The organism is Pseudomonas sp. GM49 (assembly GCF_000282355.1).
Taxonomy (GTDB): Bacteria; Pseudomonadota; Gammaproteobacteria; order Pseudomonadales; family Pseudomonadaceae; genus Aquipseudomonas.
On the sequence record NZ_AKJL01000284.1, the window covers coordinates 1 to 22833 of the forward strand.

The 22833-nt window shown below is 60.4% G+C and carries 25 protein-coding genes; 9 read left to right on the plus strand and 16 right to left on the minus strand.

What is annotated here, in order from left to right; genetic code table 11:
• A partial coding sequence (locus PMI29_RS04550; protein ID WP_008002784.1) for a type I secretion C-terminal target domain-containing protein occupies window positions 1-383 on the plus strand: 383 nt, incomplete at its 5' end.
• A gap of 167 nt (window positions 384-550) precedes the next feature.
• Here PMI29_RS04550 and PMI29_RS04545 read toward each other — a convergent pair.
• The 5 genes from PMI29_RS04545 to PMI29_RS04525 all read right to left on the minus strand — a co-directional run bounded on the left by PMI29_RS04545 (window position 551) and on the right by PMI29_RS04525 (window position 5672).
• Window positions 551-1774 (minus strand): carboxypeptidase regulatory-like domain-containing protein, encoded by a 1224-nt coding sequence (locus tag PMI29_RS04545; protein WP_008002785.1) that lies wholly within the window; start codon window positions 1772-1774, stop codon window positions 551-553.
• Window positions 1775-1876: 102 nt separating this feature from the next.
• The gene (gene lapD, locus PMI29_RS04540) at window positions 1877-3847 is read right to left on the minus strand and encodes a cyclic di-GMP receptor LapD (RefSeq protein ID WP_008002787.1); all 1971 of its coding nucleotides are present in this window, start codon (window positions 3845-3847) and stop codon (window positions 1877-1879) included.
• A 22-nt stretch (window positions 3848-3869) separates the two neighbouring features.
• Window positions 3870-4577 carry a cysteine protease LapG gene (gene lapG, locus PMI29_RS04535; RefSeq protein WP_008002789.1) on the minus strand — a complete coding sequence of 236 codons (708 nt, stop codon included), beginning with the start codon at window positions 4575-4577 and terminating at the stop codon, window positions 3870-3872.
• 101 nt (window positions 4578-4678) lie between these two features.
• A complete protein-coding gene (locus PMI29_RS04530; RefSeq protein ID WP_008002791.1) occupies window positions 4679-5074 on the minus strand; it encodes a YbaN family protein in 396 nt (131 codons plus the stop codon).
• A 10-nt stretch (window positions 5075-5084) separates the two neighbouring features.
• On the minus strand, window positions 5085-5672 hold the full coding sequence (locus tag PMI29_RS04525) for a UPF0149 family protein (protein WP_007975277.1): 588 nt from the start codon (window positions 5670-5672) through the stop codon (window positions 5085-5087).
• 402 nt (window positions 5673-6074) lie between these two features.
• Here PMI29_RS04525 and recQ point away from each other — a divergent pair, with 402 nt between their 5' ends.
• The 4 genes from recQ (at window position 6075) to PMI29_RS04505 (ending at window position 10457) form a co-directional block, all read left to right on the plus strand.
• Complete coding sequence (gene recQ / locus PMI29_RS04520) at window positions 6075-8201, plus strand: DNA helicase RecQ (protein ID WP_008002793.1); 2127 nt, start codon at window positions 6075-6077, stop codon at window positions 8199-8201.
• A gap of 119 nt (window positions 8202-8320) precedes the next feature.
• Window positions 8321-8755 (plus strand): MarR family transcriptional regulator, encoded by a 435-nt coding sequence (locus PMI29_RS04515; protein WP_007975279.1) that lies wholly within the window; start codon window positions 8321-8323, stop codon window positions 8753-8755.
• A gap of 127 nt (window positions 8756-8882) precedes the next feature.
• Window positions 8883-10136, plus strand: a complete 1254-nt coding sequence (locus PMI29_RS04510; protein WP_008002794.1) for a type IV pilus assembly protein FimV — start codon at window positions 8883-8885, stop codon at window positions 10134-10136.
• A gap of 33 nt (window positions 10137-10169) precedes the next feature.
• Window positions 10170-10457, plus strand: a complete 288-nt coding sequence (locus PMI29_RS04505) for a SelT/SelW/SelH family protein (protein WP_008002795.1) — start codon at window positions 10170-10172, stop codon at window positions 10455-10457.
• Here the strand turns inward: PMI29_RS04505 and PMI29_RS04500 are convergent.
• Together PMI29_RS04500 and PMI29_RS04495 are read right to left on the minus strand one after the other, a co-directional pair.
• Entirely contained in the window at window positions 10451-11344 is an 894-nt protein-coding gene (locus PMI29_RS04500; RefSeq protein WP_008002796.1) for a DMT family transporter, read from the minus strand. The genes PMI29_RS04505 and PMI29_RS04500 overlap by 7 nt on opposite strands.
• A 71-nt stretch (window positions 11345-11415) precedes the next feature.
• Window positions 11416-12180, minus strand: a complete 765-nt coding sequence (locus tag PMI29_RS04495; protein WP_008002797.1) for a helix-turn-helix transcriptional regulator — start codon at window positions 12178-12180, stop codon at window positions 11416-11418.
• A gap of 136 nt (window positions 12181-12316) precedes the next feature.
• Between PMI29_RS04495 and PMI29_RS04490 the strand changes: the two genes are divergently transcribed.
• Window positions 12317-13132 (plus strand): UDP-2,3-diacylglucosamine diphosphatase, encoded by an 816-nt coding sequence (locus PMI29_RS04490; RefSeq protein ID WP_008002799.1) that lies wholly within the window; start codon window positions 12317-12319, stop codon window positions 13130-13132.
• Window positions 13133-13252: 120 nt separating this feature from the next.
• On the opposite strand, the gene PMI29_RS04485 is transcribed toward PMI29_RS04490, so the two are convergent.
• On the minus strand, window positions 13253-13843 hold the full coding sequence (locus PMI29_RS04485; protein ID WP_008002800.1) for an HD domain-containing protein: 591 nt from the start codon (window positions 13841-13843) through the stop codon (window positions 13253-13255).
• A gap of 27 nt (window positions 13844-13870) precedes the next feature.
• Window positions 13871-14182, minus strand: a complete 312-nt coding sequence (locus PMI29_RS04480; RefSeq protein WP_008002802.1) for a DUF962 domain-containing protein — start codon at window positions 14180-14182, stop codon at window positions 13871-13873.
• A 160-nt stretch (window positions 14183-14342) separates the two neighbouring features.
• Here PMI29_RS04480 and PMI29_RS04475 point away from each other — a divergent pair, with 160 nt between their 5' ends.
• Window positions 14343-15404: an AraC family transcriptional regulator gene (locus tag PMI29_RS04475; RefSeq protein ID WP_081501715.1), complete on the plus strand. Its 1062-nt coding sequence runs from the start codon at window positions 14343-14345 to the stop codon at window positions 15402-15404.
• On the opposite strand, the gene PMI29_RS04470 is transcribed toward PMI29_RS04475, so the two are convergent.
• Window positions 15361-16815 carry a TrkH family potassium uptake protein gene (locus tag PMI29_RS04470; RefSeq protein WP_008002806.1) on the minus strand — a complete coding sequence of 485 codons (1455 nt, stop codon included), beginning with the start codon at window positions 16813-16815 and terminating at the stop codon, window positions 15361-15363. The two genes, PMI29_RS04475 and PMI29_RS04470, sit on opposite strands and share 44 nt — an antisense overlap.
• A gap of 121 nt (window positions 16816-16936) precedes the next feature.
• Here PMI29_RS04470 and PMI29_RS04465 point away from each other — a divergent pair, with 121 nt between their 5' ends.
• Complete coding sequence (locus PMI29_RS04465; RefSeq protein ID WP_008002809.1) at window positions 16937-17503, plus strand: NAD(P)H nitroreductase; 567 nt, start codon at window positions 16937-16939, stop codon at window positions 17501-17503.
• 139 nt (window positions 17504-17642) lie between these two features.
• Here the strand turns inward: PMI29_RS04465 and PMI29_RS04460 are convergent, their stop codons facing one another.
• The 6 genes from PMI29_RS04460 to PMI29_RS04435 all read right to left on the minus strand — a co-directional run bounded on the left by PMI29_RS04460 (window position 17643) and on the right by PMI29_RS04435 (window position 21880).
• A complete protein-coding gene (locus tag PMI29_RS04460) occupies window positions 17643-18986 on the minus strand; it encodes a sensor histidine kinase (RefSeq protein WP_008002811.1) in 1344 nt (447 codons plus the stop codon).
• A gap of 110 nt (window positions 18987-19096) precedes the next feature.
• Window positions 19097-19546: a Spy/CpxP family protein refolding chaperone gene (locus tag PMI29_RS04455; RefSeq protein ID WP_008002813.1), complete on the minus strand. Its 450-nt coding sequence runs from the start codon at window positions 19544-19546 to the stop codon at window positions 19097-19099.
• A 227-nt stretch (window positions 19547-19773) separates the two neighbouring features.
• Entirely contained in the window at window positions 19774-20451 is a 678-nt protein-coding gene (locus PMI29_RS04450) for a response regulator transcription factor (protein WP_007984138.1), read from the minus strand.
• Window positions 20452-20458: 7 nt separating this feature from the next.
• Complete coding sequence (locus tag PMI29_RS04445) at window positions 20459-20872, minus strand: hypothetical protein (RefSeq protein WP_008002815.1); 414 nt, start codon at window positions 20870-20872, stop codon at window positions 20459-20461.
• A gap of 110 nt (window positions 20873-20982) precedes the next feature.
• Complete coding sequence (locus PMI29_RS04440) at window positions 20983-21282, minus strand: YciI family protein (RefSeq protein ID WP_008002817.1); 300 nt, start codon at window positions 21280-21282, stop codon at window positions 20983-20985.
• A 1-nt stretch (window position 21283) separates the two neighbouring features.
• Window positions 21284-21880: a septation protein A gene (locus PMI29_RS04435; protein ID WP_008002819.1), complete on the minus strand. Its 597-nt coding sequence runs from the start codon at window positions 21878-21880 to the stop codon at window positions 21284-21286.
• Window positions 21881-21967: 87 nt separating this feature from the next.
• Here PMI29_RS04435 and PMI29_RS04430 point away from each other — a divergent pair, with 87 nt between their 5' ends.
• On the plus strand, window positions 21968-22831 hold the full coding sequence (locus PMI29_RS04430) for a PHP domain-containing protein (protein WP_008002821.1): 864 nt from the start codon (window positions 21968-21970) through the stop codon (window positions 22829-22831).
• The last annotated feature ends 2 nt before the right edge of the window (window positions 22832-22833 follow it).

A 22833-nucleotide genomic window follows, 5' to 3' on the forward strand; every position in this document is an offset into this window, starting at 1 on the left:
CCCTCACCGGCGGGGCGGGAGCCGACACCTTCCAGTGGCTCAAGGGCAACAGTGGTCATGACCTGATCACCGACTTCACGCCCGGCACTGACAAGCTCGATCTGTCGCAACTGTTGCAAGGGGAAAACGGCACCACGGCTTCGCTGGATGACTACCTGCATTTCACCGTCACCGGCAGCGGGCCGTCGACGGTGACCAGCATCGACGTCAGCGCCATGGCCGGTGCCGCCCCGAACCAGACCATCGACCTGGCCGGCGTCAACCTGGCCAGCCATTACGGTGTAACGCCGGGGGCGGGTGGGGTGATCGCGGGCGGGCATGACACGGCGACCATCATCAACGGCATGCTCAACGATCATTCGTTGAAGGTGGATACGGTGTGACCTGAAAGCCTGGACGAAAAAATCCGTCATTCCTGTGTAAGGGATGGCGGGTTTTAATGGCTTGGTATAAAGGAATGAAAAAACCGCGTTAAGCGGTTTTTTCATTCAATAGTTTCTAACCAGGGCTCTGCCTGGCCACTGGAGTTTTTAACGCTTCCGATGACTGCTTATACGTGCAGTACCCCGGTAGTAATCGTCCAGGGATTAGACTCTGAGTTGTCACCATGGTCTGCCACCGCGATGAATTGATAAGTGGTTTCGTATTCCAGGCGCGTAACCAATCTGGCCCATTTACCCGTATCGTCGGTCGGTTCCGGCCTCGGCTCGGTGACGCCATTGATCTTTAGCTTGATCTGCGCTGACAGGGCCGCATCACCCCTGACAATTACATAGTTGTATGGGGTGTTACCGTTGTCCTCGATCAGGCCGTCCGAATCGTACACACGGGTATTGTGCGGTTTGATGGTGGATTCCACGGTAAAGGTGCGGGGCGGCTTGGTGATTTCCTCATCGCCATAGTCCGCCTTGGCAACGAGGCTGTAGTCGCCGTCTGTCACATCGAGCAGAATTTTCCAGGCACCATCGCCGGGATCAGCAGTTGCGACGGCATCTTTTATGGGGGCGCCGCCATTGAGTAGCTGAATGCTCTCACCGGGCATGGCATGCCCCTTGATGATCAACTGACTCTTGTCGGTGGTGCCAGCTTCAGGAACAGAAGGGCCGCCTTCCGATTCGAGGACGTCATCCAGGCTCAGTTCCACATCCAATACGACGCGGAAGGTGAACGCGCTGGACTCTTTGCCATTGGCGGCCCTGATCTTGATGCTGAAGTTGCCGGCGGTAAGCCCGTCGAAGGTGAGTTTGAACAGCCCGTCACGATCGACAGTGGCTTTCTTGCCCGTGGAGGTGTCGCTATTGAACGCTTCTACTTCCATACCGGGAGGTGCGTAGCCGGAGAACTCCAGCGAGTCGCCGTCGTAGGGATCGCCATCTTGAATCAGGCCATCCTTGCCAGTGACTTTGTCGATGATCGGCGTCTCGGTCGCCCAAACGAAAATGTACTGTAAGGAAGAACTTTGAGGCGGTTTTTTTTCCAAAGCGTTAAGGCTGTAGCGCTTGAAGGGCATGTGCTCCGGCAGTGTGAACTGTTTGGTCCAGCCTCCTGAACCATCGCTGGTCACGTCAGTGAATTTGAACTCGTCATCGCGAATCCAGAGCTCCGTAGTTGCACCGGCCGTACCCTTGAAATTCAGGGTTCTGTCAAAAGTAACGCTGTTTTTGCCAACGAGATTACCGCTGCTGTCTCGGACTTCATCGAAGGTTACTTTCGCTATTGCTTCACTCTGTGTGTTTGGCGTGGTTGCCGAGGTTTTCGGGGGTTTAGCGGTCATGATAACTCCGGGTATTGAAAAAGTTTGGGTGCCGGAGTGATTTAAAACCTCGTCAGATAGCCTGCCAACTGTCCTAAGTAACAGGTGCAAGTTGGTTTCCGGTCAATGGTCGAGGTTGCATTGGAGGCCTGGCAAGCTTGGTTTCGGCGGCCCGATCAACCGCCCCATCGCGCCGAAAACACCCAGCTCTCTGATGGCCACCAACTCCCCCGACGTTTCGACCATCTCGGCAATCAGCGGCAAATCAATGCTGTGGGTAGCGCGAAAGATCGCGTCGATGAACACTCGCTTGTCAGTCTGCTCGTCGATGTTGCGAATGTAGGCTCCATCGATTTTCAGGTACGCCAAGCCCAAATGGGTGAGGTTGCCGATCTGGCTGAAGCGGCCGCCAAAGTGTTGCAGGCCGATTCGATAGCCGGTGTTCAGCAGGCTGTGACTCAAACGCTGCAGTTCTTCGGGGGACGGCAATTGGCGCTCATCGATTTCCAGGGTCAGGAGCGGCGCCAGTTCCGGTAGGGAGTCGAGCAGGTCGAGGATTGTTCGCCATTGTACCGGGTCGCGCAGGGTGCTCCCGGACAGGCTCAGTGCCAAGGGCCTGCGGTTGGCCACCAGGTCGTCCAGCGTGGCCTCGAGCATCGTCAGGTCGAAGCGAGCCGACCAGCCGAGACGCTCGATCCACGGCAGGAAATGCCCGGCGGCAATCGCCTCGCCCTGTGGGTCGAGCAGGCGTGCGAGCACTTTGTAATGCAGCACCTGGCGGGTGTCGGCGCATTGCACGACGGGCTGGAAGTACAGCTGCATTTTTCCCTCGGTCAAGGCATCGTCAATCCAGATGCGCCAATCGTGCTGGGAGTGATTCGGCGCGGTGTCACGGTGGCCCAAATACACCCAGGGTCGTTCGGGATGCTGCCGGGACTCCGTCAGTGCCTGGTCAAGGCGCAGGAGTACGGTGCTGACCGGTTCACCGGGTCGATAGGCGACCACGCCCAGATGGGCGACGGGCATGCAATCGCTGGCGCCGGTCAGGCGCAGGTTCTCCAGGCTGGCGCTGATATCGGCGGCCAGGCGCGCAGCGCTTTCGGCGTCCAGACCCGGTGTCAGCAGGCTGAATTCGCCACCACGATTGCGCGCCGCCAGCCAGGTGCGACGTTCCGGCAGTTGAGTCAGGCGCTTGAGCAATTCACCTGCGGCACAGATCAGTGCGTCAGTCCGTTGGCCGCCCAGTCTCTGGTTGAGCCCGTTCAGGTCATTGATCCGTAACATCAACAAATGGCCATCGCGGCTCTGTTCGCACACCCGTAAATGGTCGGCCAGTTGCTCGTCGAGCAGGCGCCGGTTGGCCAGGCCGGTGAGGCTGTCCAGATAGGATTCGGCCCGTAGTTTTTCGCTGCGAGCAGCCTCTTCGACGAATAGCGCCTTGAGCTTCTCGACCATCTGGTTCATTGCCAGCACCACCCGTTTCAATTCCGGTGTCCGTGGCAGTTTCGACAGGCTGAGAAACTCGCGTTTACTGATGGCCTCAGCTTGTCGGACCATGCTGTCGAGTGGGCGAAATTGCCTGCGCAGCATCCATCCTCCAATCACGGCACTGAACAGCCCGCACAACAGCAACCAGATCAGACTGCCGAGGGTACTGTCCCAGAGCTTGGCCAGGGCGAATTGCGGATTGCTCAGCACTTCGACCCGTGCCAGTTGTTCCCAGCCACGCATGATCAAGGCGTCGCCACCTTCCGGGCGCAGGTCGACCAGGTTGACGAACCAGTCAGGCACACCGTCGATTTTCGTCGAAGCGCTGCGTTCCACCAGGGTTTGCTGATCCTTGAGCCTGATGACGCGAATGCTGCTGAAATAGCCGCTGTCGAAAATAGAACTGACCATCAGCTCCATCATTGCCGGGTCATCGACCTGTGCTGTCAGCGACAACCCCAGCGCGGTGGCCGCATCCTGGGCGTGGGCGCGTAGCTGACTGAGCGTTTGCTCTCGGGAGCTTTCCAGGCCGGCATAAAAACTGCCGCCGAACGCCACCAGCAGGAACAGGCAGATGGCCAGGAACAACTGTTTACGCAGTGTCATACATCGCTCCTTGCCATGGCGGCTAACCGTCGCCGATGTCGAACCCTTCGGCCTGCATCTTTTTCAACACGTCCTGCCAGCGCGACAGTTTTTTCGAGTCACTGCTGCGCTTGCCACCGTTCTTGCCCGGCAGGTACAGGCCTTCGGCGTTGAAGGCGTACACCGGCAGCAAGTCTTTACGTTGGGACGCGGGGCGGATATCGCCGATCAGGTTGTCCAGCACCAGTGGGTCAGCCGTGGGGGTACTGTAGAACGTCAGCACCATGTGCGCCTGGTTCTGGCTCAGGGCCTTGACGTAGGTGATGCGCAGTTTTTCGCTGGGAATGCCGAGCCGGCGCAGGCTGAAATATTTCGCCAGGGCGTAGTCCTCGCAGTCGGCGGCACCCTTGATCAGGGCTTCGACCGGCGTGGCCCAGTAATCGGTCTGTTGCCAGATGCGCGTGTCGTCCTGGAAATTCAACTGCTGATTGAAGAAGCGGTTCACCGCGTTGAGCTGCTCGGGTTCGGGGGCGCCGCGTGCGCTCTGCAGCAATTGACTCCATGCCTCGATCCGGCCTCGCGCCGGTCCAAGGGGGCCGTAGCGATTTTCAACGGATTGCAGAATCAGCGCAAAATTCCAGTCGGCCCGAACCCCGTTGAATACGGTCAGTAGCAAACCGGCCAGCAGTAACCAGCCGCCGAGCCGAATCCGGAGCGCTGGCCATCCTGGACTACGCAGACTGCGGGCCATGTCTGGCTGCTCGAGTGTAGGTGGGTGAAGTTTAGGTGGAGTTTTTGCCGGGGTAGGGCAGGTCGTCGGACGGGGTTCGCCACAAATAGCTAACGGAGACTTCAGGATTTGCGCAGGGTTTTCTGCTTGAGGATGTAGAAAGTCACGAGCACCGCACTGGTCAGCATGAACCCCCGTGCCCAGGGCAGCGGCACCAGATAACAGGAGAACAGGATGCTCGCCCACATCAGGCCGATGGCGTAGACCTTGCCCTTGAGCGGGATGCCGTTGCCATCGAGGTAATCGCGGATCCATGGACCAAGCCGTGGATGCTCAACCAGCCATTGATAGAAACGCGGGGAACTGCGGGCGAAGCAGGCGGCCGCCAGTAGCAGGAAGGGGGTGGTGGGCAATACCGGCAGGAAAATCCCGATCACCCCCAGCGCTACGCTCAGCCAGCCGATGGTCAGCAGCACGTAGCGCAACATCAGGGGGCGGTTGCCTATGGGGTTGTCCATAGGCAGAACCTTAGTGGTGACGGGGCTTGAGAATCGCCGGCTTTTCGTCTGGTGCGTTGCACAGCAGGTACAGCGCGGTCAGGGCTTCCGGGATCTGCACGATCATGTCGTCCATCAGGTTGGCATCGGCGGCAATGTCGGAGAACTCCGGTTGCTCGTCGAACAGGCCCGAACCGACCATGATCGGCAGCAGCATTTCGCTGACTTCGTCTTCGGCGGTTTCGAACCAGGCTTCTTCGCGCAGGAACACGCCTTCCATGAAACCGATGCACCAGCCGCGCAGTTCGGAATCGTCCGGGTCGTCGCCCAGATCGAGGTCGCACGGCAGCTCGAACTCTTCGTCGGAGGCCAGTTGGCGGGCGATGTGGGCCTTGAGGCCGATCAGCGTGGCTTCGATCTCTTCGCGCTGGGCTTCGCCGCTGTAATGCGGCTCTTCGGCGAAGAGAGCGTCGATCCATTCACGGTCGGGAACCACTTCGGAACAGATCGACAGCGCGGTGAGGTAGCCGTGGGCGGCCACGTAGTCCAGCGCCTCGTCATGCAGTTCATCAGCGTCGAGGAAGACTTGCAGGCGGGTTAGTTGCTCAGCGAAGGACATTAAAGGACTACCTTGGGGAATGTTCGATGCGGGAATTCTAGGCCTTCTTGAGCGCTTGGGCCAGCCGCACGGCAAATACCATTGAGTTAAGGGCGCAATCAATGTGGGAGCGAGCTTGCTCGCGATGGCGGTGGGGCAGGCAACATCCATTGTGGCTGTGATGGCCTCTTCGTCGGAACGCCGCCCGGACCAAGCCCGCTCCCACAGTCCGATTGTGTGAGTCTTATCAGCGGTGCCCTTTGCCGGACGGGGCTCGGGTATACTCGCGCGTTTTGTGATGCCCTGCTGGCGTCACGGCTGAAATGTGAAGCGTCATGCAATGCGCACTTACGATTTGTCGGTGCAAAGTTGCGGGTTCTGAACCAGCCTTGCAGGGATGTTTCGGTGATTTTTGGAGTTCCTATGCTCGAACAGGCTCAACGCGTCCTCAAGGACATCTTCGGCTACGACAGTTTCCGTGGCCGTCAGGGTGCAATCATTGAGCGCGTGGCCAGCGGCGGCGATGCCCTGGTCCTGATGCCTACCGGTGGCGGCAAGTCCCTGTGCTTCCAGGTGCCGGCGCTGTTGCGCGAAGGCCTGGCAGTGGTGGTCTCGCCGCTGATCGCTCTGATGGACGACCAGGTCGCCACCCTTGAAGAGCTGGGCGTGGCCGCCGCCGCGTTGAACTCCACCCTCAGCGCCGAGCAACAGCGCGACCTCGCCGCCCGCATCCGCCGCGGTGAAGTGAAGATGCTCTATCTGGCGCCGGAACGTCTGGTCCAGCCGCGCATGCTGTCCTTCCTGCAGGGGCTGAACATCGCCCTGTTCGCCATCGACGAAGCGCACTGCGTGTCGCAATGGGGCCACGATTTCCGCCCGGAATATCTGCAACTGGGCCAGTTGGCGGAAATGTTCCCCGATGTGCCGCGCATCGCCCTGACCGCCACGGCCGACAAGCGCACCCGGGAAGAAATCGTCACCCGTCTGCACCTGCAAGACGCCGAGCGCTTCCTGTCGAGCTTCGACCGACCGAACATCTTTTATCGCATTGTGCCCAAGGAACAGCCGCGCAAGCAGTTGCTGGCGTTCCTCGCCGAACGCCGTAGCGATGCGGGCATCGTGTATTGCCTGTCGCGCAAGAAAGTCGAGGAAGTCGCTGCGTTTCTCAGCGAGCAAGGCTTCCCGGCGCTGCCGTACCACGCCGGTCTGCCCAACGATTTGCGGGCTTACCATCAGAAGCGCTTCCTCAACGAAGAAGGCCTGATCATGGTTGCGACAGTGGCGTTCGGCATGGGCATCGACAAGCCCAACGTGCGTTTTGTCGCGCACCTCGATTTGCCGAAGTCCCTGGAGGCCTACTACCAGGAAACCGGTCGCGGCGGTCGTGACGGCCTGCCGGCAGACGCCTGGATGGCCTACGGCCTGCAAGACGTGGTGATGCTCAAGCAGATGCTGCAGAACTCCGAAGGCGACGAGCGCCACAAGCGCCTGGAGCAGCACAAGCTCGACGCCATGCTTTCCCTGTGTGAAGAAACCCGCTGCCGTCGGCAAACGCTGCTGGCCTACTTCGACGAGGACATGCCCCAGCCTTGCGGTCATTGCGACAACTGCGTCGACGGCGTGCAGACCTGGGATGCTACCGAGCCCGCGCGGCAGGCGCTTTCGGCGATCTACCGCACCGGTCAACGCTACGGTGTCGGACACCTGGTGGATGTATTGCTGGGCAAGGACAACGAAAAGGTCCGCAACTTCGGCCATCAGCATCTTTCGGTGTTTGGTGTTGGCAAGGCGATGGCGGAGGGCGAGTGGCGCTCGTTGTTCCGCCAACTGGTAGCCCGTGGTCTGGCCGACATCGACCTCGAAGGCTACGGTGGCCTGCGCCTGAGCGACAGTTGCCGGCCGCTGCTCAAAGGTGAGGTGACCCTGGAGTTGCGCCGCGATCTCAAGGCGCAAACCGTGGCGAAAAGCAGCAAGAGCCAGGCGAGCCAGCTGGTCCGTGGCGAGGAGCGCGAACAGTGGGAAGCCCTGCGTGCCCTGCGGCGCAAGCTCGCCGAAGAACATGGCGTGCCGCCGTATGTCATCTTCCCCGACTCGACCTTGCTGGAGATGCTGCGCAGCCAGCCGACCTCGCTGGCGGAAATGGCCACGGTCAGCGGCGTTGGTGCGCGCAAGCTGGAGCGCTACGGCGAGGCCTTCCTCGAGGTGCTCGGCGGCCAGGTCGAGGCGCCGAAACCGGTGGCTGACGTGCGTCATGAACTGATCACTTTGGCGCGGGCCGGAATGACGCCGGTACAGATCGCCGGACAGTTGCAGTGCTCGGAAAAGAACGTCTACACCATGCTGGCCGAAGCGATCGGCAAGCAGCAGTTGTCGTTGGAACAGGCGCTGGATCTGCCTGAAGATCTGATGGGTGAAGTGCAGGACGCCTTCCTCGACGGCGAAGGTGAGTTGCCGGCGGTTTCCGAGATCGCCGCGCTGTTTGCAGGCAGGGTGCCGGAAGGGGTGTTGTACTGCGTTCGGGCGGCCTTGCAGTCGGAATTCGAGATTTGAGGCACCTGTAGTACTGATGTAACGATTCAGTACAGATCTAGCCTTGCCTCAAGTCGAGGCTCATGCTTAGCTGACTAATAATTAGTTTTTATTTATTTCAGTCTGATCATGAGTGTTTTATGCCGTTAACCGATCAACACCGCTTTGGCATGCAATTGGCCCAGATGTCCCGTGGCTGGCGTGCCGAACTGGACCGCCGACTGGCGGGTATGGGCTTGTCCCAGGCACGCTGGCTGGTGCTGCTGCACCTGGCACGTTTCGAAGAAGCACCAACCCAGCGCGAGCTGGCGCAAAGCGTCGGCGTCGAAGGCCCGACCCTGGCCCGTTTGCTCGACAGCCTGGAAAGCCAGGGCCTGGTGCAACGCCAGGCGGTGCTGGAAGACCGTCGGGCGAAAAAAATCGTTCTCTGCGCGCCGGCGCTTCCCCTGATCGAACAAATTGAAACCATTGCCACGCAACTGCGTCACGAACTGTTCGAAGGCGTCGATGAGGCGGACTTGAAGGTGTGCATGCGGGTTCACGGGCACATCCTGGGCAACCTTGAAAAATCTTGAGGCATAACCAAACGCCAGGTTTTTGAGAGACCGCATTGGGCAGACTATAAGAACTACTCGGCAATATCGTGTTCGTAACGGATGTACGAACGCGTACGGGTAGTTTCTGTAGATCTCAAGGATGCTCATGCTCAAGTGTTGGCGATTGGTTTTACGCGGTTGTACTCAGTGGTTGCTGGCCGGGGCCGCTGTCACTTATTCGGCATGGGCACCTGCGCTGGGCCTGGGTGAAATCACCCTGCATTCGGTGCTGAATCAACCGTTGCGTGCCGAAATCGCCCTGGTGGATGCGGCTGGCCTGGAAGAGGACGAGCTGTCGGTGCGCCTGGCAACGGCAGACGAGTTCAGCTGTGCCGGGGTCGACCGGGTATTTTTCCTCGACAACCTGAAGTTCACCCCGGTCCTGCGCGGTAATCGCTCCTTGATCCAGGTGACCTCCAGCAAACCGGTCAGTGAACCGTTCCTGAATTTCCTCGTGCAGCTCAATCAGCCCAACGGTCAGCTATTACGCGAGTACACGGTACTGATCGACCCGCCGGGTGCGCCAGGTGTTGTTCCCGCCACCGATGAACCGGTTTCCAGTTCTGCGGCGTCTGCATTCCCCAGTGTTCAACCGGTCGTCTTGCCGTCACCCGTGGCAAAGGCGACGCCGGAAACGGACGTTCCCGTGGTTGATCCCGCTGTCGAGCAACTGGCCGCCAGCACCCTGCAAAACCACTCGTTGCAAACCACTGTCGATGAGCTCAACGCGAAGCTTCAAGGCCAGGATGAGCTGATCGCCGGCCAGAAAAAACAGTTGGCTGAGCTGCAAACCCAACTGTCGGAACTCAAAAAGGTAAAGGCGCAACCCATTGCTTCTGACGCAGTGGCGCCAGCCCCCGCTATTGTTGAAAACCCCGGGATTGGCTGGCTGCCGATTGTCGGCGTGTCAGCGCTGATGGCGTTGCTGGCGCTGGGCTGGTTTGTTCGCCGCTGGCGCCGGCAGCATCAGGCCACAACGCCAGTGGCTCTGCCGCCGCAGCATGAGCCGTTGGCGGAGCTCTTTACCGAGCCAGTAATGTGGCCCCCCGCCATGCAACCGCCCACTGTGCATCGCGACGGAGTGCCAGCCAATGAAGGGCTTGAGCGGGTCGGTAGCCGTCGTTCCCTCCCGGTCGCTGCTGCCGTGGTGGTGGTTCCGGGTTTGGCGATGTCCAGCGAATCCGCCACTGACGATGAGTACCGGCTCAATCTGGAGGAGCTGTCGATGGCGTCGAGTTGGGACGTGATCAGCCCAAGCGAGTACGAGCAGCCGGCTGCTCTGGCCATGATCGAGCCGGCGTTCGAGTTAGAGGCGCAACCCGCTTCGCCGTCCCGGCAGCCACCGGCCGGGCTATCATAGCGGCGTCGTCAAACTCTGGAGTTACGTCCCATCATGACCGTCAGCAAACCGGAAATCGTCATCACCTATTGCACGCAATGCCAGTGGCTGTTGCGTGCGGCCTGGCTGGCCCAGGAGCTGCTCAGCACCTTTGGTGATGACCTGGGCAAAGTCTCCCTGGTGCCGGGCACTGGCGGGGTCTTTCATATTTACTGTGACACCGTGCAGATCTGGGAGCGCAAGGCGGACGGTGGCTTCCCTGAGGCCAAAGTGCTCAAGCAGCGGGTCCGTGACCAGATCGACCCGGACCGCGACCTGGGCCATAACGACCGCACTCAGTGAGACGCAGCCTCCGCAGCAACGGCTTTCTTGCTGGAACCACCTGAGAACCTGCTGGACACCACAATCGCCACAATGATCAGCACGCCCCCGAGCAACATGCGCGGGGTCGGGTTTTCGTTGAACAGCAACCAGGCGACGGTGATGCCATAGACCGGCTCCAGGGCGAACACCACGGCGGCAGTGCGTGCCTTGATTACCGCAAGGCTGGCCACGAACAGGCTGTGGGCGACACCGGTACAGAACACACCGAGCAGGCCGATCCACAGCCAGTCGATGGCACGCACTTCGCTCAATTGCGGCGCCGCCACCGGCAGCAGGCACAGGGCAACCACCACGTTCTGGCACAGTGCTGCCTGCACGGGCGGGACCCGTCCGGAGCTGGCACGGTTGGTCAGTGACAGCAGGGCGAACAACAACCCGGAACCCACGGCCCACAGCAGGCCGGTGGTGGCGCCGCTGGCCAGATCAAAATCAGGCGTGACCAGCACCAGGCCGATACTCACCAGCAGCACCAGTACAATTTCATTGGTGCGAATGCGCTCGCGAAAGATCAGCCCTTCAAGGATCACGGTAAATGCCGGGAAACTGGCGAAGCCGAGCGTTGCAATCGCCACGCCTGCGACTTTCACCGCAATGAAGAAACTCACCCAGTGCCCGGCCAGCAACAAGCCGCTGAGCAGCAGTCGACGCCAGTCCACGGCCTCGAGTTTCTGCCAGCGCGTCTGGCTGGCGAACCGTGCAAAGAACGCCAGCGCGAGCACGGCGAAAGCGGCACGGCCGAACACGATGATCGCCGGTGACGCGGCAGCCAGTTTGCCGAACACGCCGGTCAGGCCGAACATCAATGCGCCGATATGCAAGGCGCCAAGGGCAGTACGGGGAGTCATTGCAATCCTTAACGACAAACGAACAGAGGCCTCATTGAAGCGCGTAATCGCCCATCAAGTCTGTCGGCAGACTATTGTCCTTTGTCGCCAGCCTCGCGTCGCAGTTTCCCGGGCGATACCCCGAACTCGCGCAGCACCGCCGCCGCAAAGGCACTCTGGGAGCTGTAGCCGACACGGCAGGCAATCTCACCGATGGGCAGCGCCGAGTTGCGCAGCAAGTCCACGGCAATATGCAGGCGTCGGCTGCGGATGTAGTCCATTGGCGTCTGCCCGCATTCGGCCACGAATCGAGCATGCAAACGGGCACTGGAGAGGCCTGCCACACGGGCCAGGTCGGCCACCTGCAGCGGATACGCCGCGTACTGATCGATGTGTGCATTCAGCGCAGCGTAGGGCAGGCGCCGACCGCCGAGCGTGTCGTGCCTGGCGTTGTTGAGACTGGCCAGTAACAGCACTGCGCCTTGTTGTGCGATCAGCGGATCATCGACCGGACTGTTCGCCAGCCAACTGACCAATTGGTTTTGCCCGGCGTCCAGGGGCAGGCGGCCGGCGTTGTCGAGCAAGCGTCGGCTGGATTCGGCGTGATCACCCAGGGACTCAGCCACCCATTGCTCGCTGGGCACATCCAGCACCAGGCAGCGACTGCCATTGGCACTGCCGCAAGCATGATGGGCGCCCGACGGCACCACGACGAAGCTCTGCTGCACCACCTGGCTGCCACGGCCATCGACCTCGAAATCCAGCGCGCCCGAGAGCCCGAACACCAGTTGAGCGTGTTCGTGGCTGTGGACGATCAGGTCGTGGCTGTATTGGCGGAGCGTGAGGATCGGTCTCATCGCAGGTCTCCCGTATCAGGCCGCCAGTCTACACCCGGGCAGGCTGATAAGCGCTGTCACACGACTGACTTGGTGCTGTCATGGACCATTAACTCGACCAGCGCAAACTTTATAAAACATGTCCAGAGGGTTGCCCATGACCAGCGCCGAGCTCGCCAAGCCCACTCGTAAGCAACGTGTGCGGACGCTATGGATTTCCGACGTGCATTTGGGCACGAGGGACTGTCAGGCTGAACACCTGTCGCAGTTTCTCAAGGGTTATCACGCAGACAAGATCTATCTGGTCGGCGACATCATCGACGGCTGGAAACTGCGTGGCGGCATGTACTGGCCACAGGCGCATACCAACGTGATCCGTCGCCTGTTGACCATGAGCAAGCGCGGCACCGAAGTGATCTATGTCACAGGCAACCACGACGAATTCCTGCGCCGTTATTCGAAGCTGATCCTGGGCAATATCCAGCTGGTGGACGAAGCCGTACACGTCACCGCCGACGGCCGACATCTACTGGTGATTCACGGTGACCAGTTCGATGTGATCACCCGTTACCATCGCTGGCTGGCCTTTCTCGGTGACTCGGCCTACGAATTCACCCTGACGCTCAACCGCTGGCTCAATCACTGGCGCGCGCGATATGGCTACGGCTACTGGTCGCTGTCGGCCTACCTCAAGCACAAAGTGAAAACCGCGGTCAGCTTCATCAGCGACTTCGAAGAAGCCATCGCCCACGAGTGTGTCAAACGCGAGCTGCACGGCGTGGTGTGCGGGCACATTCACCATGCCGAGATTCGCAAGGTCGGCGAGGTGGACTACCTCAATTGCGGCGACTGGGTGGAGTCGTGCACCGCGCTGATCGAGCATTGGGATGGTTCGATCGAGCTGTACCGGTTGGCGGATGCCCAGGCGCGGGAGGCGCAGTTGAAGGCGGCGAAAGTCGCAGAGTTGGCCTGACAGTCATTCGGTGTTTGTGCTGGCCTCTTCGCGGGCAAGCCCGCTCCCACAGATTCTGTGTTCGCAACAAATCTACTGTGGGAGCGGGCTTGCCCGCGAATGGACCGCGCAGCGGTCCTGTCAGGCCGGCGAGTGCTCTTGCATCGCCGCCTTGTAGATCGAGTTCCTGGGGTGCGCAAACAACCGCTCCATCATCGGTTCGAAGAAACTCAATGGCAGCGTGTCATACGCCGGATCAAACGCCGCTGCATCGTATTTGGCACAGAACTCGACGGTCGCCTGGTACTGCGGATGGTCCTGGAATTGCTCACGCAGATGGCGATCCATGCCCAGGTGATGGAAGAAGTAGTAGCCCTGGAAAATCCCGTGCTTTTCCACCATCCACAGGTTCTCGGCGCTGACGAACGGCTTGAGGATCGCTGCGGCGATGTCCGGGTGGTTGTAGGAGCCCAGGGTGTCGCCGATATCGTGGAGCAGGGCGCAGACCACGTATTCTTCGTCGCGGCCATCGCGCCAGGCGCGGGTGGCGGTTTGCAGGGAATGGGTCAGGCGATCCACCGGGAACCCGCCGAAATCACCCTCCAGTAACTGCAGGTGCGCGGCAATCCGTGCCGGCAATTGTCGCGCATAGGCACTGAAGTCTGCGGCGATGATCGCCCAGTCTTCCTGCGTGCCGTCCTTCATGTGGGTGAAGCGGGCATTGGCATTCACAGGCAACTCTCTTGTGACGGATGTCAGCTAGAAGGGAACGCGCCCCATAACCATGTCCCGGTACATGGCGAAATCACCGAGCAGGCTATAGAAGGGGTGTTGGAACGTCGCCGGACGGTTCTTTTCGAAAAAGAAATGCCCGACCCAGGCAAAGCTGTAACCGGCCAGTGGCAGGGCCCACAACAGCATCCAGGTGCCCCGACCAATGGTCAGCGCCAGTATCAGGATAACCAGTGTCGTGCCGATAAAATGTAGTCGGCGACAGGTACTGTTGCTGTGTTCGCTGAGGTAATACGGGTAGAACTCAGCGAAACTGCTGAAACGTCTGATGTTTTCCACGACTGCGATCTCTGTGGTTGTTGTTCTGACTGCAAGTTGTTCTGCGGGTAGCTTATTTGAGTCTAGAGTGATCAATGGCATCAGCCACTGACAATAGGCGCCACTTTAGTATCCTTCGGTCAATAGCCGTAACATGCGGCTCAACATGTAAGAAAACGCCATGAGCGAACGAACGACTTCTGCAAGCTGGGCGATGGGGATTGTCAAAGCGCTGGAGATGGACGGCCTGGATTGCCGGGTTCTGTTCAAACAGCTGGGGCTCGACTACGGGGCACTGAATGATCCGGATGCACGCTTCCCGCAAGATTCCATGACACGGCTGTGGCAACGCGCGGTCGAACTGTCCGGCAATCCGGCCATCGGCCTGAACATGGGCAAGGTGGTGCGACCGGCGCAGTTTCATGTGACGGGTTACGCGTTGATGTCCAGCCAGACACTGGCCGAAGGCTTTCAGCGTCTGGTGCGTTATCAGCGGATCATCGCCGAAAGCGCCGACCTGAGTTTCAAGCTGCTGGAAGAAGACTATGCGCTGATTCTGACGGTGCATGGCGACCATCTGCCGCCGACCCGGCAAAGCGCCGAAGCCTCGCTGGCCTGTGCCTTGGCGTTGTGCGGCTGGTTGACCGGGCGTACGTTGCAACCACGCAAAGTGTTGTTCCAAGGTACCGAGCCGGCCAACCTGGAACCCTATAAGCAAGCCTTTCACGCACCGCTGTTGTTCAACGCACCTTACGATGCACTGATTTTCGAGCGTTCGGACATGGAAGCGCCGTTGCCGACGGCCAACGAGGCGATGGCGTTGCTGCATGACCGCTTTGCCGGCGAGTACCTGGCGCGCTTTTCCGAAAGCCGCGTGACGCACAAGGCGCGGCAGGTGTTGTGCCGCCTGTTGCCCCAGGGCGAGCCCAAGCGCGACACCGTGGCGCAGACACTGCATCTTTCCCAGCGCACCTTGCAACGGCGCTTGCAGGAAGAGGGCACGAGTTTTCAGGCGCTGCTGGACGATACCCGGCGCGAACTGGCCGAGCAGTATCTGGCGCAACCGAACATGACCTTGCTGGAAATCGCTTACTTGCTGGGGTTTGCCGATCCGAGCAACTTCTTTCGTGCTTTCCGCCGCTGGTTCGACGCCACACCCGGCGAGTACCGGATGCGGCTGATGCAAGCACCTGACGCGGTCAATGACGCCAAAATGCCGGAATACACAGCACAAACACAGTAATGATCTCCAGTCGGCCGAGCAGCATGCCGAACGACAGAATCCACTTGGCGGCATCCGGCAGGGTCGCAAAGTTACCTGCCGGGCCGATGGTCTCACCGAGCCCCGGGCCGACACCGGACACGGTACTGGCCGCGCCGGTGAGGGCGGTCATCCAGTCCACGCCGAGCAGCGACAGCAGCAGCGCAATCACGCAGATGGTGATCGCAAAGAAGAACGAAAAGGTCAGGATCGAACGCACGATTTCTTCGTCGAGGCGGTGGCCGTTGTACTTCTGCTTGATCACCGCGCGCGGGTGTATCAGCTGGTTAAGGTTGGCCTTGAGCAGGATGTAGGCCACCTGGAAGCGGAAAATCTTGATGCCGCCCGCGGTCGAGCCGGAGCAACCGCCGACAAACCCCAGATAGAAGAACAGCATCAGCGAGAAATTACCCCACAGGCTATAGTCCCCCAGCGCGAAACCGGTTGTGGTCACTACCGACGTCACGTTCAGCGCCACATGCCGCAACGCCTCCAGCCAATGCAGCTGGGTAGTCCACCAATACCAGGTGCCGAGTACCAGCCAGGTCACCAGCAGCATGCCGAGCAGGCCTTGAACCTGTTCATCCTTGATCAGCGCCCGACGGTTACCACGCAATGTTGCCACATACAGGGTGAACGGCAGGGCACCGAGAATCATGATGACGATCGCGACCCAATGCACCGCCGGTTGTGGCCACTTGGCCAAAGACTGGTCGGAGGTAGAGAAGCCGCCGGTGGAAATCGCCGACATCGCATGGTTGATCGCATCGAACGGGTTCATCCCGGCCCACCAGAACGCCAGGCTGCCGACAATGGTAATGCCGACGTAGGCTGCCACGATCAGCCGTGCCACCATGTGCGAGCGGGGCATGACTTTTTCCGAGCGGTCCGACGATTCGGTCTGGAACAGCCGCATGCCACCGATGCGCAGCAGCGGCAGAATCGCCACCGCCATGCCGATGAAACCGATGCCGCCCAGCCAGTGCAGCAGGGAGCGCCACATCAGGATGCCGGGGGACATGGTGTCCAGGCCGCTGAGTACGGTTGCGCCAGTGGCGGTGATGCCGGACATGCTTTCGAAGAATGAATCGGTGTAGCTGATGTGTTGGGTCAGCAGGAATGGCAGCGCGGCGAAAATGCATACCACCAGCCAACTGCTGACGGTCAACAGGTACATGTCCCGGGGGCGCAGATGAATGTGTTCGGGGCGCCCGGGAATCACCAGCGCCAAACCGGCGACAAAGGTGATCATGCTGGCCCAGAGGAACGAGGGCAGATCACTGGTGCGGTCGAAAATGACCAGCGTGGCCATGGGTATGACCATGGAGATCGCCAGCGTGATCAGGAAGATGCCGATGATGAAACCAATGATCCGTAAGGTCGGCAACGCCATGAGGTCCGCTCGGCTGATGGTGGAAAGGGCGCCATTCTACCCGTGAGGCAGGGCATGTAAACCGGCACTGCTGCGGCAGTTGCAGCTAGAATAGCCGCACAAATTTTTCAGGAGGTAGCCGATGCAGGCTCTCGACGCTTTGCTCAACCGTGTTTCCGTTCCACGACTGATTGATCCTGCACCCACTGCCGAGCAGCGCGAGGTGCTGTTCGGGGCCGCCATGCGCGCCCCGGACCACGGTCACTTGCAGCCGTGGCGCTTCCTGACGGTGGAAGGCGCGGCGCGTGAGCAGATGGGCGAGTTGCTGGCCGAAGCGGCGAAGCTTTCGGACAGCGAAGTCAGCGAAGCGGCCATCGACAAGGCGCGCAATAATCCGCTGCGGGCGCCGTTGGTGGTGGTGGTAATTGCCCGGTTGCAGGATCACGTCAAGTATCCGAAGTCCGAGCAGTTGCTGGCGGCCGGCTGTGCGGCCCACGGGATTTTGCTGGCGGCGTATGCGCAGGGCATTGGTGCGGTGTGGCGTACCGGTGACCTGGCTTATTCGCCGCATGTGGCCAAGGGGCTGGGGTTGACGGAAGGGGAAGAGGTGATTGCTTTCCTGTACCTGGGCACGCCGCAGAAAGAACCGCGAGTGGCCGAGAAGGTCGACCTGGCCGAGTTCGTCAGCGCCTGGCCCGGGAAGGTCTGACACCGCAGCCCCTGTGGGAGCGAGCTTGCTCGCGATAGCGGCAGTACATTTAACATTGAAGTGACTGAAAAACCGCCATCGCGAGCAAGCTCGCTCCCACAGTAGATCTGTGTCATTCAGATAGTTGGGGGGGATAACCTCAGGGTTGTACGACAGCCCCCGGAACCAACGGCAATTCCAGACTGGCAATGAAACCGCCCTCGGGGTGATTGGCCAGCACCAGGCTGCCGCCATGTCGCTCCGCCGCGCGCCTGGCGATGGCCAAGCCCAGGCCGTGTCCGGCCGCTGTCTGCCCCGGCGCCCGATAGAACGGCTCACCGAGCTGGCTCAGATATTCGGCACTGACCCCTGGCCCGTGATCGCGCACGGTCACGACGATCCGCTCGCCCTGACGCAGCGCCTGCAGTTCGATCGGCAGGCCATCCACCGGGTTGAAGCGCTGGGCATTGCGCAGCAAGTTGTCGACGGCCCGTTCGATCATCGTCGGCCAGCCCTTCAGATTCAGTTGCGATTCGGCTTCGAGGTGGACGAGTTGCTCGGGTGAGCCGAGTTGCGCATCCTTTTGCAGGGTATTGAGCAAGGCGTTCAGGTCCACCTCTTCGGCACTGGCGTTATCGGAGTCGACCCGCGCCAGCACCAGGATTTCGCTGATCAACGCTTCCAGTCGGTCGCACTCACGGGTCAGGCGCGGCCAGAGCTGCTCTCGTTCCTGCGGGGTGGCCCGTTCGGCCAGCGCCAGCGCGATACGCAGGCGGGCGAGGGGGGAGCGCAGTTCGTGGGACACATCCCGCAGCAGTTGCCGCTGACTGCCAATCAGGCTTTGCAGGCGCGCGCCCATGCGGTTGAAGTCGTTGGCCAGGACGCCGAACTCATCGCGACGATTGGCCAGTTTGACCAGGCTGTTCTGTTGATAAGCGGTTTGTCCCAGGTCATGCACCGCTCCGCGCAGACGGCTGAGCGGGCGAGTGATGGAAAAGGTCACCAGCAGGCTGAACAGGGTCAGCACCACCAGGGCGATCCCCAGCGCACTGAGCGGCCAGAGCAGACTCTCGCGGTGCCAGGCGTCCAGTTCCGGGTGCGGGATACGGTAGATGAACAGGTAGGTGTCGCCGGTTTTTTCGCTGGTGAATTCATCGGTCAGACGCCGCCATGGCAAGCGTCGGTCATCATTGTTCTGACGCGCCTCAAAGGCCGCCGCACGTCTGGGGAAGGTGCCGCGAACGACCGGATCGCCGCTTTCGTTAAGCACCTGAACGTCGATGTGATACTGGCGTTTGCGTTGCTGGAGAATGTCTTGAGCTGCGTCTTCGCCCTGGCTTTCGTAGGTTTGCGTCCACTGTTCGGCCAGCGTGTTGAGGCCCGGGTGGCGACTGAGAATCCATGCGTCCTGGTTGAGCATGTGCCCGAGCAGGATGGAAAGCCCTGCAACCAGAGCGATGGCCAGCCAGAAGCTGGCCAGGATACGCCAGAACAATGAACGCACAGGAAATCCTCGAACAAACACAGATCAGTGTGGGAACAAGCCCGCTCCCACATTAGATCAAAAAACATCAGACCCAACGGTGATGAGCCGTCGGGTCCGGGGTTAACGCATTATTGCGCTTTTTGCGGTTGTTGCGCTTTCCAGGCTTTGAACTCGGCCCATTCAGCGCGACGTTCGGCCTGTTTTTTTTGGATCTCGTCGAATTTCTTCTGTTGATCCGGTTTCAGGACCGCGCGCACATCGGCTTCGGCTTTCTGGTGTTTGGCGGTCATCTCGTCTTTCATGGCTTTCTGGTCGGCTGGCGAGAGTTTTTCCAGGTACTTCTCGACCAGTTGCTTACGCTCGTGCATCTGCTCGCCCATGATCTTGCGGATCTGCTCGCGCTGTTCGCGGCTCAGGTCCAGTTGACTGTAGGGGCCTTTACCGTGCATGCCGTGCATCTGACCGCCATGGTGCGAACCGTCCATTGGCCCACTCATCGAGCCATCGCCTTCTGGCATGGCCATGGCAACGGTCGGCAGGGCAGCAGCGAACATCAGAGCGATAAGAGTCTTGCGCATGGTGTATCTCCTTGTCTCGTTCCCGGTACGTTCCGGATGAGTACAGATTACGCAGATCAAGGTCAGCGGCGGTCAGCGGAGGGTAAAGCTTGGGTAAAGACGGTCTTCAGCGATCCTGACAAAACGTCCGGGTGACTGTAGGAGCGAGCTTGCTCGCGATGAACTCACAGGCACCGCGTTTTTCCAGACAGTATGCGTAATCGTTCAACTCCATCGCGAGCGAGCGCCTACAGGCTGTAGTAATAGCCGCGGCTGCGCAGGGCGACGATGCGCGGTCGGCCATCGGGGTGTGGGCCGATCTTCTTGCGCAGGTTGCTGACGTGCATGTCCAGGCTGCGGTCATACAGGGTCAGCTTGCGGCCGAGGGCGATCTGCGCCAGTTCCTGTTTGTCCAGGGGTTCGCCAGGTTGCTTGAGCAAGGCTTCCAGCAGGCGGCTTTCGGAGACAGTTAGGGTGAATTCCTGTTCGTCGATGCTGACCACTCCGCGCACCGGGCTGAAACACAGGTCACCCAGTTCCATCTGGCTGGACACCGCTGCCGGGTGGCTGCGGCGCAGGACTGCGCGCAGGCGGGCGGTCAGTTCCCGTGGGTCGCAGGGTTTGGCCAGGTAATCGTCGGCCCCGAGTTCCAGGCCGAGGATACGGTCCAGGGGCTCGCCCCGGGCCGAGAGCATCAGCACCGGCAAATCCGGGTGATCGCTGCGCAACTGCTTGAGCAGTTCCAGGCCGCTGCCATCGGGCAACATCACATCCAGCACCACGGCCGCCGGGGCGGTTTCGGCCAACGCGCGGCGTGCGCTCTGGCCATCGTGACAGGCACGTACCTGAAACCCTTCCTGGCTCAGCCAACTGCTCAGGAGCTCACACAGCTCCTGGTCATCATCAATAAGTAACAGCTCGCTCATGACTCACTCAATTTAGCCATTGTCGACGTTTTCGACTTGCTCCACTGGCGAAGATACCGCAGAGCAGAGCCAATAGCGCTACCCCGGCGCCAGTGACGAACCATTGTTGCTGGTCGGTCAGCAGGCGCGGCAGTGGACTGCTGGCCTGGGCTTCCTTGAGTTGCAGCTTCAAACGCTGGTTCTCCTGGCGCAACCGGGCCAGCAGCGGGCTTTCGCGTTCGCCTTCGGCGGTTTGAAATTGTTTGTTCAGTTCTTCCCGTTGCCGTTCGCTTTCTTTCAAGCGTTGCTGCAACTCGGTGATCTGGCTACCGGCGCTCAAGGAAAGAGGCGTTGAATTGCCACCCTCGGCGTATTCTTCACCGTGGGCGGGCGCCACAACCGACAGCGTGAACAACATCAGACACAACGGACCCTTGCGCATCGCGACTCCTGATTCCAATACGAGTATTGGGCAAGTTGTCGGCCGGCAAACGAGAATAATGAGCGATTGAGAACGCGATGAACCGACAAGGTTCATCGCGGAGCAGGATTTTACGGCAGGACTTGCTTGAACGGCTTCACCAGAACGCTGGCGTAGACGCCTGCGGCGATGTACGGATCAGCGTCGGCCCAGGCCTGGGCGGCGCTCAGGGAATCGAATTCGGCGACGATCAGGCTGCCGGTGAAACCCGCTGCGCCCGGATCATTGCTGTCGACCGCCGGGTGTGGGCCGGCCAATACGATGCGACCTTCGCCCTTGAGCGCTTGCAGGCGCTCAAGGTGCGCAGGCCGTGCGGCCAGGCGGGCTTCCAGGGAGTTGGCGACGTCTGTGGCAATGATTGCGTAAAGCATGTCAGTCCTCGGTTTTTGGCGTAGTGGTGTCGGCATCGTGCAGGTGGCGGGACAGGTAGATGCCCTGGCCGACCAGGAACAGCAAAGTCATGCCCAGGCTGCCGAAGACCTTGAAGTCGACCCAGTAGCTCTGGAAGGTGAACGCGACAAACAGGTTGGCGGCACCGCAAAACAGGAAGAAGGCGATCCAGGCGATGTTCAGGCGCGTCCAGACCGGTTCCGGCAAGGTCAGCGCGTGGCCCATGATGCGTTTGATCAGCAGGCTGTCACCGACGAAGTGGCTGCCGATGAACGCCAGGGCGAACAGCCAGTTGACCACCGGCGCTTTCCACTTCAGGAACGTCTCGCTGTGGAACGCCAGGGTCAGGCTACCGAAGACCAGGCAGGCGATCAGGGTCAGCCACTGGCTCTTCTCCAGCTTGCGCTGTTTGACGAACAGCGTGCCGTAGACCACCAGGGAACTGATGATCAGCATCGCGGTGGCGCTGTAAATACCGCCTACAGTGACCTCATGGCCGGCGATGTCGACGACCCGTGGATCGGTTTTGAAGACGATGAAAAACAGCAGGAGCGGGATGAAATCGATGAATTGTTTCACAGTGGCAGCCAGAAGCAGGATGTGGCGGCATAATAACAAACATATGGGCGCGCGATAGCGCCAGCTGATTTGAGGTTACAAAGCCCTGTGAATGTTGATTTGCACTGCCATAGCACGGCCTCCGATGGCGCCCTGGCGCCTGCGGTTCTGGTGGCGCGAGCGTTCGAAAAAGGCGTGCGAGTCTTGGCCTTGACCGATCACGATACCCTTGAAGGCCTCGACGAGGCCCGGCACGCGGCCATCGCGCTGGGGATGCAACTGGTCAACGGCGTCGAATTGTCCTGCACCTGGGGCGGCGCGACCATTCATGTATTGGGCTACGGTTTTGACGTGAATGCTGCACCGTTGGTCGAGGCCATCGCCAAATTGCATGATGGCCGTTGGCTGCGCTCCGAGGAAATCAGCCGCAAACTGGCATTGAAAGGCATGCCGGGCGCGCTGGAAGGCGCCCGCAAGATCCAGCAGGACCTGGGCGACAGCGGTAACGCGCCCGCCCGCCCGCATTTCGCCGACTGGATGGTGCGTGAAGGTTTCGTCAAGGATCGTGCCGAGGCGTTCCGCAAATGGCTGGGCGCCGGCAAGCTGGGTGACGTCAAGCAACACTGGCCAACCCTGGACGAAACCGTCGAGACCCTGCGCGCGGCCAAGGCCTGGGTCAGCCTGGCACACCCCTGGCACTACGAATTCACTCGAAGCAAGCGTCGTCGTCTGATTGCCGACTATATTCAAGCGGGGGGCCACGCCATCGAAGTGGTCAATGGTTATCAACCTGCCGAGCAAGTGGGCAGCCTGGCCATTCTGGCCCGCGAGTTCGGTCTGCTGGTCAGCGCGGGCAGTGATTTTCATGGCCCTGGAGGCTGGTCGGAGATCGGTGAATACCGGCCACTCCCGGAGGATCTGCCGCCGCTATGGTGTCGATTCAAACATGACCCAATTATTGCCGCCGTCTGAAC